This window comes from Bradyrhizobium sp. KB893862 SZCCT0404, from assembly GCF_018130885.1.
Classification (GTDB): Bacteria; Pseudomonadota; Alphaproteobacteria; order Rhizobiales; family Xanthobacteraceae; genus Bradyrhizobium; species Bradyrhizobium stylosanthis.
In genome coordinates, this window is sequence record NZ_JAFCLT010000005.1 from 14,482 (window position 1) to 28,323 (window position 13,842).

Sequence of the window (13,842 nt, forward strand, 5' to 3'; positions counted from 1 at the left end):
GACTACTCCGCGAGATTGTGCTGTTGCCAGCGCAGCAGATAGGCCTGCAATCGCCAGATCAGCGCGGACAGCGCCACGCCGACCAGCATCAGCACGACGACGGCGACCATCATGCCCGAAGCTTCGGCGCGCGCCTCGGATTCGATGATCAGACGCCCGATGCCGCGCTCCGCGCCGATGAACTCGCCGACGATCACGCCGATCAGAGCGAAAGAAATCGCGGGCGTCAGCGAAGCGAACACCCAGGCCATGGTCGAGGGGATCACCACCGTGCGAGTGATCTGCCACTCGCTGGCGCCGAGCAGCCGCGCCGCGTTGATGAAGCCTTCGTCGATCGAGCGCGCGCCTTCGAACGTATTGAAGAACACCAGGAAGACGACCACGATCCACGACGTCACCACCTTCGAGGTATCGCCGATGCCGAAGGCCAGCACGATGATCGGCGCCAGCGCGATGCGGGGAATCGAATTCACCGCGGTGATGAACGGCTGGAAAATCGCGCTCAGCTTGTCGGAACGGCCGAGCACGAGGCCCGCGGCGAAGCCGCTGCTGACACCGGTCACGAAGCCGAAGAACGTGTTCTTCAGCGTGACCGCGGTCGCGATCCAGAGATTGTTCTCGGATCGCGCCATGCAGCGGGCGAACTCGCCATTGAACCAGCCGTTGAACACGCCGAGCTTGGACTTGAGGCAGCTCAGGATCAGGAAATGCTCGAAGATGTCCGAGGGCCTGGAGATGAAGTAGGGATCGAGCAGATCAGGCACGAGCCAGGGAAGGCGGTCGTGCAGCGCGTATCCCCATTGCCAGATCGCCAGGAAGCAGACGCAGATCAACATCTGCCAGGCGAAGGTCCTGCCGGCGTGGCGCGCGCGTCTCATGGCTTGCGGCCCTTGATGAATTCCTCGCCGAGCGAGTGCCAGATCAGCTGGAACAGCTCGGCATAGCGCGGCGTCTCCCGGATTTTCACGGCGTTGCGCGGGCGGGCAAAATCCACCTCGAAGCTCTCCTTGATCCGGCCGGGCCGCGCAGAGAACAGGATGATGCGGTCCGCCAGCGTCAGGGCCTCGCCGAGGTCATGCGTCACGAACAGCACGGTCTGCTGCTCGCGCTCCCAGATGCGCAGCAGCACGTCGTGCATGTCGATCTTGGTGTGGGTGTCGAGCGCGCCGAACGGCTCGTCCATCAGCAGGACCTGCGGCTCGACGACCAGCGTTCGCATCAGGGCGGCGCGCTGGCGCATCCCGCCCGACAAGGCGGAAGGATAGGCATTGCCGAAACCCTCCAGCCCGGCCTGCTTCAGGCAGGCATTGACGCGATCCTTCCGCTCCGCCACCGGGACGCCGGCGAGCTCGAGGCCGTAGCCGATGTTGTCGGCAACGGTGCGCCAGGGAAACAGGGTATCGCGCTGGAACACATAGCCGACGTCAGGCGTCGCCTGCCCGTGAATGACGGGCGTCCCGTCAATCAGGATCTGGCCGCTGGTCGGCTTGAGCAGCGTCGCGATCATGTTGAGGACGGTGCTCTTGCCCGAGCCGGAGGGCCCGAGAAGAGCGACGAACTCGCCGCGCCGGACGTTGAAGGAAACGTCGCGCACCGCCTCGATCGCGGTCCCCGCCAGCTGGAACGTCTTGCACAATCCACGCACGTCGATGCGCCGCGCGTCGGGCGGCGCGTCGACCTCAGGCGCGTGGAGGGCCCGCACGCTCAAGCGGGATAGGCCTTGCGCGCGGCTTCGATGAAGGTCGTGTTGACGACGTCGGCCATCGCAAGCGGCTTGATGCCGGTCATCTCGCGGAACCAGACCTTCTGGCCACGTTCGAAGCTGGCCGCATCGATGACGCAATCGTAGTCGGTGACCTTCTTCATGACGCCGCAGTCGAAAATGTTCGCATCGCGCGACGTGCTCCCGACATAGGGCTCGATCGCGTCATAGATCTCTTCGGGCGAGTGTCCCTTGATCCACTGGGTCGCGCGCCACAGCGCCGTGACGAACGCCTGCATCTTCTTGGGGTCCTTGTCGATGCTCGACTGCAGGCAGAAATGCGAGGTCACGGGAACCTTGCCGCCGATATATTTGGCCCAGACCGCCTCGTCCGTTCCGTCGAACAGCAGCGCGCCCCAGCCCTGCTCGACCGAATCCTTCAGGATCGAAGGCGAGTTGATGAGAACGTCGACCTGCTTGGTTTTCAGCGTGCCCATCATGGTGTCGACATTGCCGGTGCCGATCCAGGTCACCTTGTCGTCGAGTCCCATGGTTTCCATGTAGTAGGACGCCCAGACGTGGTTGGTGCCGCCGAGCGAGGACACCGAAACGATCGGCTTGCGTCCATCAGGCCGCTTCCACTTCGCCAGCGCTTCCAGCGTGGTGATGCCCTGGTCGAACAGATCCTTACGGATGATGAAGATCGCCGCGTTGCTGCGGGTATCGACGGGCATCAGCACGCGCGCGGCGCGGCCGTGGTTGCTGAGCTGCATCGGGTGGGTGATGTCGCCGATGCCGATATCGCCTTGCGACGACGCAATGATCTCGCGGGTCTTCACGCCGCTGCCGCCCTGGATCAGCTTGCAGTCGAGGCCGGCCTCCTTGAAAAAGCCGATGCGGTCGGCGACGAACTGCGACTGATAGACCGGAATGGCCACCGGATAGATCACGCGGCCGGACGGATTGTCCGCCCAGGCCCGCCCCGCAGCCATGGTGGCACCGGCGCCGGCGACAATCGTCAGCGCAGACCGTCTGGTGATCCCAGTCCTCATCACGCGTGCTCCCTCTCTTTGCCCGCCACTTTATCGAGCGCGTTCAGCACCGCATCGCCCATTTCCTGGGTCGACAGTCTTCTTGCGCCGGGTTCGGCGATATCGGCCGTTCTTGCACCGCTGGCGAGGGCCGCATCCACGGCCTTCTCCAGCAGCACGGCATCATCAGGCCGATTGAGGGTGATGCGCAACATCATTGCGACGCTGAGGATCGAGCCGAGCGGATTGGCGATGCCCTTGCCGGCAATGTCGGGCGCGCTGCCATGGACCGGCTCATAGAGCGCCTTGCGGCGCCCGAGCCGATCAGGCGGCCCGAGCGAGACCGACGGCAGCATGCCGAGCGAGCCCGACGCCATTGCCGCACAATCGGAGAGAATGTCGCCGAAGATGTTGCAGGTCACCATGACGTCGAACTGCGAGGGTGCCCGCACGATCTGCATCGCGGCGTTGTCGACATAAAGATGCGTCAGCTCGACATCGGAGAATTCCGCCTGATGCAGCGCAATGACCTCCTCGCGCCACAGCACGCTGGTTTCCAGCACGTTGGCCTTGTCGACGGAGCAGACCCGGCCCTTGCGCGTCCGCGCCAGCTCGAACGCGGTTCGTGCCACCCGGCGGATCTGGCTGGTGGTGTATTGCTGGGTGTTGAAGCCGCGGCGCTGGCCGTCCGGCAGCGTTTCGATGCCGCGCGGCTCGCCGAAATAGATGCCGCTGGTGAGCTCGCGGATGATGATGAAGTCGACATCCTTCAGCACCGAGGCCTTGAGCGGCGCCGAGTCCGCCAGCGCTGGACTTGCGACGATAGGCCGGAGATTGGCATAGAGATCGTACTTGCTGCGCAGCGACAGCAGGCTGCCGGCCTTGCGCGCGGCCGGCGGAACCTCCGTGGTCTCGGGGCCGCCGGTCGCGCCCCAGAGGATCGCGTCGGCCTCCTCCATCGCCTCGACGGTGTCATCAGGCAATACCTTGCCTGTCGCGAGGTAAGGGATGAGTCCGTATTGCGCTTCGCGCAGCGCGACGGGAACGCCGCGCCGGGCCGAAAACCATTTGAGGATGCGATGGGACTGGTCGGTCACCTCAGGGCCGATGCCTTCGCCGCCGACCACGGCGACCTTGATCATGTTCGAGAGCGTGTTCATGCCTGATGTGTCCTGACGATTATCGTGCAAAGTGAATCCACGGCCGCGCGGTGCGGTCCGATGCCTGGAAAGCGCGGATCTCCTGGTCGCGCCGCAAGGTCAGCGAAATCTCGTCCAGGCCTTCGAGCAGGCCTGCGCGCCGGCGCGGATCGATCTCGAAGACGTGCCGTGTGCCCGACGGCGAGGTGACCGTCTGCTCCACCAGATCGACGCTGAGACGTCCCGCGCCCTGGCTCGCTTCGATCTCCGCGGCGAGGCTGTCGATGACCGCCTTGTCCAGCACCACCGGCAGGATGCCGTTCTGGAAGCAATTGGCGAAGAAGATGTCGCCGAAGCCGGAGCCGATGATGGCGCGGATGCCCATCTCCTGCAGCGACCACACCGCCGCCTCGCGCGAGGAGCCGCAGCCGAAATTCGGCCCCGTGACCAGGATTTCCGCCGCGCGATACGGCTCGCGGTTGAGGATGAACTCGGGATTGTCAGAGCCGTCGGGCAGATAGCGTAGCGATCCGAACGCCCATTTGCCGAGATGGCCGCGGACGGAATTTCCGATCATGCGGTTGATGCTGATGATGACGTCGGTATCGACGTTGGTGCGCATGATCGGCGCGGCAATCGCGGTCAGCTTGTTGAAGGGCTCCGCCATCTAGCGCTCCATGGTCCGGACGTCGGCGATGGCGCCGGAGATCGCCGCCGCCACGGCCATTGCCGGGCTCGCCAGATGAGTGCGGGCACGCGGCCCCTGCCGGCCGATGAAATTCCGGTTCGAGGTGGACACCGAGCGTTGGCCGGGTGGCACGGTCTCGCCGTTGGCGGCGAGGCACATCGAGCATCCGGGCTCGCGCCATTCGAAGCCCGCCTCGGTGAAGATCTTGTCGAGCCCTTCGGCCACCGCATCGCGCTTGACGGTCTCCGAGCCCGGCACGACCCAGGCGCGCACGCCCGGCGCAACCTTGCGGCCGCGCGCGACCTCCGCTGCGGCTCTGAGATCGCTGAGACGGCTGTTGGTGCAGGAGCCGATGAAGACCCAATCCACCTTCGTGCCCGCGATCGGCGCGCCCGGCGTCAGGCCCATATAATCGAGCGCGATCTCGATCGCGCCGCGACGGGCGGGATCGGCGATGTCAGCGGGATCCGGGATGCGGCCATCGACACCGAGCACATGCTCGGGGCTGGTGCCCCAGGTGATCTGCGGAATGATCGTGCCGACATCGATCGTGACCTCGCGATCGAATACGGCGTCGCTGTCGCTCCGCAGCGTCCGCCACGCCGCGACGGCCTGCTCCCACATCTCGCCTTCCGGCGCATAGGGACGGCCGCGGATATAATCGAACGTCGTCTGGTCCGGCGCGATCAGCCCCATCTTGGCGCCGAGCTCGACCGACAGATTGCAGATGGTGAGCCGCCCTTCGATCGGCATGTCCCTGATGGCGCTGCCGGCATATTCGACGGCATAGCCGGTGCCGCCGGCGGCGCCGACATGGCCGATCAAAGCGAGGATGAGATCCTTCGCCGTGACGCCGAACGGCAGCTTGCCGTCGAACGTCACGCGCATGGTTTTCGGCCGGCGCTGGATGATGGTCTGGGTCGCCAGCACATGGGTGAGCTCGCTGGAGCCGATGCCGAAGGCGAGCGCGCCGAGCCCGCCATGGGTGCAGGTATGGCTGTCGCCGCAGACGATCAGGCAGCCGGGCAGGCTGAGGCCGAGCTCGGGTCCGATGACATGGACGATCCCCTGCCCCGGCTGGTCGAGATCGAACAGCTTGATGTTGCTTGCGGATGTCTCGGTCCGCAGCGCCGCCAGTAGCTCCCATCCGGTCTTGATCGTGCCGGCACGCGCCGACGCCGTCGAAATCGCGTGATCGGGCGTTGCGAAGGTCAGCTCGGGATTGTGGACCGGAATGTTGCGGCTTTTGAGGTCGATCAGGCCGCGCGAGCCGCCGAGGTCGTGCAGCAGATGGCGATCCACATGCAGCAGATCGGTGTCATCGCTGACCGCAGCAATGACATGCTGGTCCCAGATTTTGGCCAGCAGCGTACGACCGTGCGTGTCCACGATCCGTCCTCCCGTATTCGGCATCTCGTGTGCCGTGTTGCCGCCGATCATGCCGACCGGCCACGATGTTGGGAAGCAGGATAGAAGCGCGTCGCGCGAATGTGCAGTGACGGTTCGGCAGGGTGCCATCGCGGCAGGCGATGGCTGGCCGTCGCGACCTGCGATGTCAGCCCCTGTTGCGAACCAAAGTCAGCCGGTCGGAGACGCTGCTCGTGGTGAGACCCGCCTCGTCAGGGTTGCGCAAATGGTCCACCAGCAGCTTGGTCACCGGCGGCAGCGATTTGTAATCGCGCACGCCCATCACCAGCTCGCGCCGCGCCCAGGACTCATCGAGCGGAACGGTGACGAGGCTGTCGACGCCGTAGCGGCCGCGCACGATCTCGAGCGGCACGACGCCCACCCCCATCCTGGCATCGATCACCCGAAACAGCGCATCGAAGCTGCTGACGCGGATGCGGACCTTGAGATGCTGCCCGAGCGCCGCGGCTGCGCGGACGCACAGCGTCTCGATCGAGCTGCCCTTCTCGAGGCTGACGAAGTCGAAATCGACCAGTTCGCGGAAGCGGACGCTGCTCCGCCCCGCCAGCGGGTGGTCGCGCGGGACCAGCGCGACCAGGCTGTCGCTGCGATAAGACAACAGCTCCAGGTCCTGCCCGTCGATGTTGCCGCCGAAAATGCCAATGTCGGCCCGGTTCTCCATCACCGCGCGCACGATCGCGGGGCTCAAATCCTCCTCGATGTCGATGTGGACCAGCGGATGCCGCTCCAGGAACAGGCTGAGCTCGTCGGCTAGGGCTTCGAGGATCGCGGACTTGTTGGCGCAGACCCGGATCAGCCCGCGCTTGCCCTGCCGGTATCCCGTCAGCTCGCTTTCGAGCCTGGAGAGGTTGCCGAGGATGATGCGGGCATGCTCGAGCAGGGCGAAGCCGGCCGGCGTCGGCTCGATCCCCTTGGAATGGCGATGCAGCAGCTCGACCTGGAAGCGCTCCTCGATGTCGGAGATGCGCCGGCTGACCGCGGAGGCCGCGATGTTCTTCTTCTCCGCCGCCTTCGCGATGCTCTGCTCCTCCACGATCGCCACGAACAGCTGCAGCGTCAGGAGATCGATCTTGGCGGTCATCGGAGAGATCCTCGCGCGGGGCCATTGTAGCCTTCTTCAGCCGCAGCCAGTGACAACAGACCGGCGCGCGGCGTCCGTAGTCGATCAAACAAAAAGGTCGAAAACAACCCCATGCACAGTAGCCCACCACTGCAAGATCAATGACTTAGGCGCGGGCCGGAATCGGTGACGCCTCTCGCAGCGTTTCAAGGGCAAAACGAGAGGGAATCGCGGGTTTGGCTCGCCTGTCCGGCGCTCGCGCGGCGGCCGGTCGCCGCGAAGCCGCCCTCGCAGACGGTGCCGGCAAGCAGTTTCACGCCCCGAAGGCGATCCATCGATCTTTTCATATTTTGCAAAAGTGATGCTCGGACTGCGCCAATGGTTGGGAGAGTCTCAAGACTGTAGCCTTCGCTCAACGTGGCCATAACGGCCAGACTGAAACGAGGGAGGACTGCATCCATGGCGTTCGGCGTCTTCGTGCTGGCGCAGCAGCGCGGTGATCATGAGACCGCGCGACAGGGGCGCTCCGGATCGACGGTGACGAGAGCGCTGCCAAAAGCGTTGCTATGTCTCGTCGCCGCGACGATTCTGGCGCTCCAGGCGAGCACCGCGCGGGCGCAGACGGCCGCGGACTCGGCTGCGGCTTCCTGGCCGAACCGCGCGATCACCTGGGTGGTGCCGTTCGGGGCCGGCGGCGTCACCGATCTCGTCTCGCGCAAGATCGCGGAGCTGCTGCGGACGCGGCTTGGGCAGCCCGTGGTGGTGGAGAACCGGCCCGGCGCCGGCGGGACCATCGGGACGGAGTTCGTGGCCCGGGCGCAAGCGGACGGCTACACCGTGCTCTACGCCTCCGGCGGGCCGATGACGATCCAGCCGAATTTGGGGCTGACGAAGCTCAACTACGATCCGCTCAAGGGCTATGTCCACGTCCGCGGCGTGAGCTCGTCGAACCAGGTGCTCGTCGCGACCGCGGCTGCGCCCTACAACACGCTGGCCGAGTTCGTCGCCTACGCGAAGGCCAACCCGGGCAAGGTCAATTTCGGCTCCCCCGGCCCCGGCACCGCCCAGCACCTCGCCGGCGAGATGTTCCAGGCGGCCGCCGGCATCAAGCTGACCCACGTGCCCTACAAGTCGGGCTCGAGCCAGATGACCGACATGATGTCGGGCATCCTGGACGTCTCCTTCGACTACCTCACCGTGCTGAGGCCGCTGATCGACACCGGCAAGGTCAAGGTGCTCGGCACCACCGGCGCGGCGCGGATGGCCGCGCTGCCCGATGCGCCCAGTGTGCTCGAGGCCGGCTACCCCGACGCCGTCAATGCCGGCTCGACCTGGGTCTCGGTCCCCGCCGGGACCGACCCGAAAATCGTGGGCAAGCTCTCCGAGGCGATGGCCGCCGTGCTCGCCGACCCCGGCATCGTCGCCGACCTCACCACCAACGGCCAGGTGTCGATCGCCGACAAGGGACAGGCCGAGATGGTCCCGTTCATCGTGGAGGAGACGGCGCGGTATAAGCGGGTGATCGAAAGTGCGGGGATCGGGGAGCGGTAGCCGGGGGACGGGCGTGGATGGCGCGCACGTGAAGGAGCGGTTGGCTGCGTGGCGAAACGTGCTCGACGACGTCATGCTCAGGCTGGAGATCCGCAAAACGCCGAAGCCGCCGGCGCGCGAGATCGCGCTGGAGCTAATCCAGACTTAAGGCCTCTCCGGCTTCGAGCACGCCAAACCCGCGGCGCTCACCGGCTGCATGCGCCAGCGCGTCGCCATCATCAACGACGCTCGCCTTCGATCCCGAAGTGATACTGCTCGACGATAGGCGGATGTCTGGTAAACGTCGATTAATATCGCGGATCGCCCACCATTGACCAGTATTCGCGCTCCTGCGCGGCTTCGAGCTCTTCGAGCGACACGGGAATGAGCGAGAAGTCCAGGTTGTACATCGGTATCTGCCAGCTCCGATAAAGCAAGGCGAGATCTTTTTCCTCGGCCGTGTCGAGCATGAGGCCCTCAGCAAGAAGCCTGCGCAGTAGCCGCTCGGTCAATTTCTCGCCGTCGTGATGATCTTCCCTGTCCTTGTACTCCAGGCTTCCCCAGATGTCGGACACAGCCTGTAGACCACTAACAGTAAACATGCCGACCTGCTCCATTGCGCCGACGACTTGCAAGGCGGGCGGCACGAAGGTGTCGAGGATAGGAAAGCCAGTGTACGAATGACGCGGCGCGTTCCAATTCAACTCGCCGTCCTGATAGGCCTCGATGTCGACATAGAGCCTGCTTTCGCGCTGATAGATCGTCCAGTTGGGCAAAATGTATTCACCCGCGTGTCCTTCAAGAAAGTGGCCACGCCGCTGTTGATCAACGTACTCGCGGAGTTCTGCGAGGTGCATCGGCCTCCAGGAGACCGCTTCCGCATAGATCAGACGGGCCAGATGATCGTAGAACCAGCCCACGATACGGTTCAGTTTCGACGCGATCAGCTTGCGCGGGCAGCGCACGGCGTCCATGAGGATCAGGATCTTCGCGGCCTCCTCCTTCGCGAATCCTTCAAGCACCTGCGCTTCGCGCCCGTGCGCCTCGCGGAGTTGCTGCGACGACTGCCAGAAGCCTTGCGCGCTTTGGAGTATGATTGGCAGTCCCTCGGCAAGGAATTCGAGCCGCTGGCGGTGGTTGAGCTGGCAGAGACGCATGGCCTGGTGAAGCCCGATTTCCGGGCCCTTAGGTCTGCCTTTCCGGGTATCCATGTGCGAAATCTCGGTTTCGATATCGCTCGACCATGCCATCAATCGCGTTGGAAGCGGCTAACGAATCTATTATCCGCGTAACGGTAGTACGTACCGCGGAGGAGCTTGTGCCGGCAACAACAATGAACTTTCCGAGGCGGTTGGACATGGATGGTGTCCTGAAGCTTGGGAAGTCCCTGGAGGAATTGCCTCAAGCCGACGAATACGTGTTCGACTTCTCGCATTTTGGACACGCTGAGCCGTTCGGGATGCTGTTCGCCGCAGCTATCATCCAGGAATTTCTTGCTCGGCGCGGCGCTCGCGTGGCGGCCCAAAATCTCCAGGGGTGTGGATATCAGAGCCACATGGGATTCTTCCAGGCGATCGGTATCGAGCACGGCAACAAACCGGGTGACGCCGCAGGCGGGGAAAACTACCTGCCCATGACTTCGATGAACGTCGCAGCGTTAAGGCGAAAGGCTGAGCTTCAGGAAGTCCAGCTTGGTGATGTCATCCAGCGTGACGCGGAACGAATGGCGGAACGTCTTGCCCGCACCGACAAGGGCGACATATTCGACGCGCTTTCCTACTCGCTGCGCGAGATCATACGAAATGTCGCCGAGCACAGCGAGGCTCCGGACGTGCGGTTTTGCCTTCAACACTGGCCAACCAAAGCCCGGGTCCATCTGGCGCTTCTCGATTGCGGAATCGGCATCCGAAGGAGCTTGGAGCGCAACCCGCACTTGCGCATCGAAACAGATTTGGCGGCTTTGCGGCTCGCCCTCAGGCCCGGCATCTCGGGTAAGATGTACGAAGGAATGGCCCGCGATGAGAACAACAGGTGGGAAAACTCAGGATATGGACTTTACCTGACGAGCCGACTCGCCGCCCATTTCGGCAATTTCTGGTTTTTCAGTGGTAGCTCAGCATTGGCCTTGTCCGCCGACAGGGAGCGAACCGAAGCATGTTCATTCACAGGGACAGCCATCCGCATCTCGCTCGACACGCAGAAAATCAAGGGGACGAAGGGCCTTGTTGCCAAGTTCGTGGCGGAAGGTGAAGCAAGAGCTGCTGCGATCCCCGGCACCTCAAAAAGCGCATCGAAAGGATCGCAGGTCGGTTGAAAAGCCATCCGCCCGAAATCTCTATGATCACATGTAGAAGCGATACCGCGGATCCGGCGTCGTGCCGTCGAGCACATACTTGAGGATGTCACCGACCTGTCTCGCCGCCTTCAACGTGATCGGTAGCGCACCGTCGAACTGCGTGCCGTTCCAGTTCATCTTGGTCAAAGCGAGCGTCTCCTTGAGCAGCAGATTCCAGTCCGGCGTGTCTCGACGCTGCGCGTGCAGTAATAGCGGGTTGGGAACGTAGAGACCCGGGTAGGTCCGGAAAAAGTCAACGCTGCCGCGCGTGTAAAGGATGGTCTGGGCATCGTCGAGCCGCATCGCTGTCCCTCGCAGAGGCGGGTAGACACCGTTGCGGAAGAGCCGGATCGGCGAGCGGCGCGGCATCCAGATAAAGTCCGCGATCTCGATCTCGGATTGTTCGATGGCCCTCTGGAAGCCCTCACGCTCTTCGGGGTGGAAGCGCGACGTCTTGTGAATGACCAGGCGGGCAGGATAGTTGCCGTGCTCCTTCTTGTAGCTCTGCAGAGCCGTGCGTGTCAGGTTAAAGGCGTCCAGCGACGACAAATAGGGCTGCCGGTCCGCCTTGTCCTTCAGGCCCGGCCCCCTTTGAGGATCAACCCTTCGCCGCGCTCGTCAAACAGTTGAGCCGAACTCGTCTGTAGCGACGTCCCGTCGAGACCTTCGAAGAAGCTGACGCCCATGAACGTGGCCGAATACTCGCGCTGGTCGCGCACCATGCGCCAGGGCGTGCCGCCTCCTTTGTAGTAGAGGGCGCAGAAGAAATTCCAGGCACGCGTCGCCTCGTCCTGCACCTTACGCGTGGACAGTTCGGCAAGCTTACGCTTCACAACGGCGTCGTTGTCGTAGGTTGTGGGCCAGACGATCTGGATCGGAATCCGAAGCGCGAGTGTCGTGGCCTTCAGCGCGCCCCGAAAGTTTTCGATCTCCCGGTCGGTCACCGGCGCGTCCTCGGGCTCCTTCTCGTCGGCAGGAACGCCCTCCAGGTCGTCTTCCGACGGTTGGATCCTCATGTTACTTACCCGCTCGATGATCTCGACCGGGAGTGCGCAGATGACGACCTGGGGCGGTTGGTCCTGCTCGGCGAGGTCCTTGACCTCGTTCGTGAAGACTTCGACCGCCAGCGACACGGCCGTGTCGTCATCCTTCTCCGAGACAATGCGCGAGATCACGGACTGCGATAGCGTCCGGACGTGACGCGGGCCGACCTCGAAGCTGCAGCGAAACGGCCCCAAAATGGTGCTGCCGGGGAATTCAGGGAAGAGGTTCGGTTGACGGCTGTTCTTCGCGGGGATTCCGGATTCGCAGCGGCGCAACCAGTCACCGAGCTTTCCGACGGTCTGGGACGAGCCGACCACACCGAGGCGAATCTCCTTCGTCCGTTCGGTGGAGAAGTCGACGGGACCGTAGTGCATCAGGCCGAAGCGCACGTCGATGTGCCGGCCGTTGGCGGCGAATTCGAGAAGCGGTTCGGGAAGGTGGGAGAGGTCAAAGGAGCTCAAGCTGTGCCTTTTCCATTCTTGTCTTTTCCTCCTCGTCCTCGTTCTCCCGCCACAGATCGTCGTTGAGGCCGAATGGCAGGCCGGGCGCCGGGATCGTGGTGAAGACGAGCGGATCCTTGCGCAGCAGGTCCGGCTGCCGGACGAGGAAAGCCGTCCACATGCCGATGTGGCCGCGGACGCTCTGGTTCGTCTCCAACCGCTTAATGCCGCTCATCCTCTCGGCGGAGTATCGGGACTCGTGGTAGCCGTCGGAGGTGAAGTGATAGGTCGGCTCGACCGCCAAGTGCCACTCTTCGCCGATCCGGAGGAAGTGGGCGTGAAAGGCGTCGTGCCGAAAATAGGATGGCTTGTCGTCGTCCTTGCGCTTGTAGGACTTTACGACGCCGCGCGACGTGTTCTTCTCGAACGAACGATAGGGATAGATCCTGCTCAGTTTGCCTTTGCCGAGCTTCCAGAACAGGTACCGACCGTCCCGCCAGTAGGCCAGAGGCTCGCGGACCATCTCGCCGAGCGTCTTGTTCAGCAGTTCGACGAAGAGCCGCCGCGTCACTTCGCCCTCGGATTCGGTCCACTGCAGAGTCTCGATCGTCTCCTCGCTGCCTTCCTCGATCACGTCGCGGAATGGTGGCCTCGAGATGTCGCGGAAGCTGTAGATCCGCTTGCCGTACAGGATCCAGTCGACGGGCACGCTTTGATAACGCTCGACCAGAGACTCCCGGACCTCCGAATAGTTCAACGTCGTTTCGGCCACGTGCAGCGTCGTCGGGAAGGCAACCTTGAGCAGGTTGGTGTTGAGCGACTCTTTAACGCGGGTCGAGGGCACCACCCGTCCCGGTGCGGAGAAGCTGGCGACGGCGGCTGCCAGACCCGGCAGGGCGGCCTCGTTCACGGCATCCTTCGTTTTGTCAAAGATCACCTTGCGGGAGCGCCTGCGGTCGGCGTCCGCGAACCAGGTGTGAAGCGGCTTCCAGAAGATACGTTCGTCGCTGAGGCGGGCGAAGAAGAGGACGACAGGCACGTTGGAGCCGAGCCAGTAATCTAGATCCTCCTGTCTGCAAAGATAGCTAAAGCTTTCGTCGGTCTCCTCGGCGAGGCGACCCTCCCTCTGCGTCTTCAACTGCGCAGTGATCCACTGCGCCCGGACCTCGCCGGTTTCCGAATCCCTCAATTCAAGGAAGCCGTCGATGCCAGCGTCGAGCGGACCGTTCGGCTGGAAACTCAAACCGACCGACAGCAGTCGCATCCCCAGGAGGTGAACGCCCTGCTGGCCGATCCGCTGTTGCTCGGAAATCTTCTTCGCCATCACCGACTCGCCCGAACCTACACATTGTAGCGGTGGCGCAACGAAAACGAGAGTCCAGCCCGGAAGGCATCCTCTCCACAGAAAAGCCCTGTAGTCGCCTTTGGCGGCTACGCAAGATGCC

14 protein-coding genes are annotated in these 13,842 nt (G+C 63.6%); 3 read left to right on the forward strand and 11 right to left on the reverse strand.

Annotated elements, in window-relative coordinates; translation table 11 throughout:
• Positions 1-2 precede the first annotated feature (2 nt).
• From JQ617_RS20655 to JQ617_RS20685, 7 genes are all read right to left on the reverse strand, one after another.
• Entirely contained in the window at positions 3-878 is an 876-nt protein-coding gene (locus JQ617_RS20655) for an ABC transporter permease (RefSeq protein WP_212027912.1), read from the reverse strand.
• The gene (locus tag JQ617_RS20660; protein WP_212027913.1) at positions 875-1,708 is read right to left on the reverse strand and encodes an ABC transporter ATP-binding protein; all 834 of its coding nucleotides are present in this window, start codon (positions 1,706-1,708) and stop codon (positions 875-877) included. The genes JQ617_RS20655 and JQ617_RS20660 overlap by 4 nt, the downstream gene beginning before the upstream one ends.
• Positions 1,705-2,754: an ABC transporter substrate-binding protein gene (locus JQ617_RS20665; protein WP_212027914.1), complete on the reverse strand. Its 1,050-nt coding sequence runs from the start codon at positions 2,752-2,754 to the stop codon at positions 1,705-1,707. Before JQ617_RS20665 ends, JQ617_RS20660 begins: the two co-directional genes overlap by 4 nt.
• Entirely contained in the window at positions 2,754-3,893 is a 1,140-nt protein-coding gene (gene leuB / locus JQ617_RS20670; protein ID WP_212027915.1) for a 3-isopropylmalate dehydrogenase, read from the reverse strand. The genes JQ617_RS20665 and leuB overlap by 1 nt, the downstream gene beginning before the upstream one ends.
• Before the next feature lie 19 nt (positions 3,894-3,912).
• Positions 3,913-4,539: a 3-isopropylmalate dehydratase small subunit gene (gene leuD, locus JQ617_RS20675; RefSeq protein ID WP_212027916.1), complete on the reverse strand. Its 627-nt coding sequence runs from the start codon at positions 4,537-4,539 to the stop codon at positions 3,913-3,915.
• Positions 4,540-5,973 (reverse strand): 3-isopropylmalate dehydratase large subunit, encoded by a 1,434-nt coding sequence (leuC, locus tag JQ617_RS20680; RefSeq protein ID WP_212027917.1) that lies wholly within the window; start codon positions 5,971-5,973, stop codon positions 4,540-4,542.
• Between the two features lie 142 nt (positions 5,974-6,115).
• Positions 6,116-7,069: a LysR family transcriptional regulator gene (locus JQ617_RS20685; protein ID WP_212027918.1), complete on the reverse strand. Its 954-nt coding sequence runs from the start codon at positions 7,067-7,069 to the stop codon at positions 6,116-6,118.
• A gap of 438 nt (positions 7,070-7,507) precedes the next feature.
• Between JQ617_RS20685 and JQ617_RS20690 the strand changes: the two genes are divergently transcribed.
• On the forward strand, positions 7,508-8,599 hold the full coding sequence (locus tag JQ617_RS20690) for a Bug family tripartite tricarboxylate transporter substrate binding protein (protein WP_249157340.1): 1,092 nt from the start codon (positions 7,508-7,510) through the stop codon (positions 8,597-8,599).
• Between the two features lie 13 nt (positions 8,600-8,612).
• Positions 8,613-8,747 (forward strand): hypothetical protein, encoded by a 135-nt coding sequence (locus tag JQ617_RS40260; RefSeq protein ID WP_283842076.1) that lies wholly within the window; start codon positions 8,613-8,615, stop codon positions 8,745-8,747.
• A gap of 139 nt (positions 8,748-8,886) precedes the next feature.
• Here JQ617_RS40260 and JQ617_RS20695 read toward each other — a convergent pair whose 3' ends face one another.
• The gene (locus JQ617_RS20695) at positions 8,887-9,789 is read right to left on the reverse strand and encodes a hypothetical protein (RefSeq protein WP_249157341.1); all 903 of its coding nucleotides are present in this window, start codon (positions 9,787-9,789) and stop codon (positions 8,887-8,889) included.
• Positions 9,790-9,935: 146 nt separating this feature from the next.
• Here JQ617_RS20695 and JQ617_RS20700 point away from each other — a divergent pair, with 146 nt between their 5' ends.
• Positions 9,936-10,892 carry a hypothetical protein gene (locus JQ617_RS20700; protein ID WP_212027919.1) on the forward strand — a complete coding sequence of 319 codons (957 nt, stop codon included), beginning with the start codon at positions 9,936-9,938 and terminating at the stop codon, positions 10,890-10,892.
• A gap of 27 nt (positions 10,893-10,919) precedes the next feature.
• Here the strand turns inward: JQ617_RS20700 and JQ617_RS20705 are convergent, their stop codons facing one another.
• From JQ617_RS20705 to JQ617_RS20715, 3 genes are read right to left on the reverse strand one after another with little or no spacing between them, the layout of a single operon-like run.
• Positions 10,920-11,462: an argonaute/piwi family protein gene (locus JQ617_RS20705; protein ID WP_212027920.1), complete on the reverse strand. Its 543-nt coding sequence runs from the start codon at positions 11,460-11,462 to the stop codon at positions 10,920-10,922.
• Positions 11,463-11,488: 26 nt separating this feature from the next.
• A complete protein-coding gene (locus JQ617_RS20710) occupies positions 11,489-12,418 on the reverse strand; it encodes an argonaute/piwi family protein (RefSeq protein WP_212027921.1) in 930 nt (309 codons plus the stop codon).
• Positions 12,405-13,721, reverse strand: coding sequence for a DUF4365 domain-containing protein (locus tag JQ617_RS20715; protein ID WP_212027922.1), 1,317 nt, complete (start codon positions 13,719-13,721; stop codon positions 12,405-12,407). The genes JQ617_RS20710 and JQ617_RS20715 overlap by 14 nt, the downstream gene beginning before the upstream one ends.
• Between the last annotated feature and the right edge of the window lie 121 nt (positions 13,722-13,842).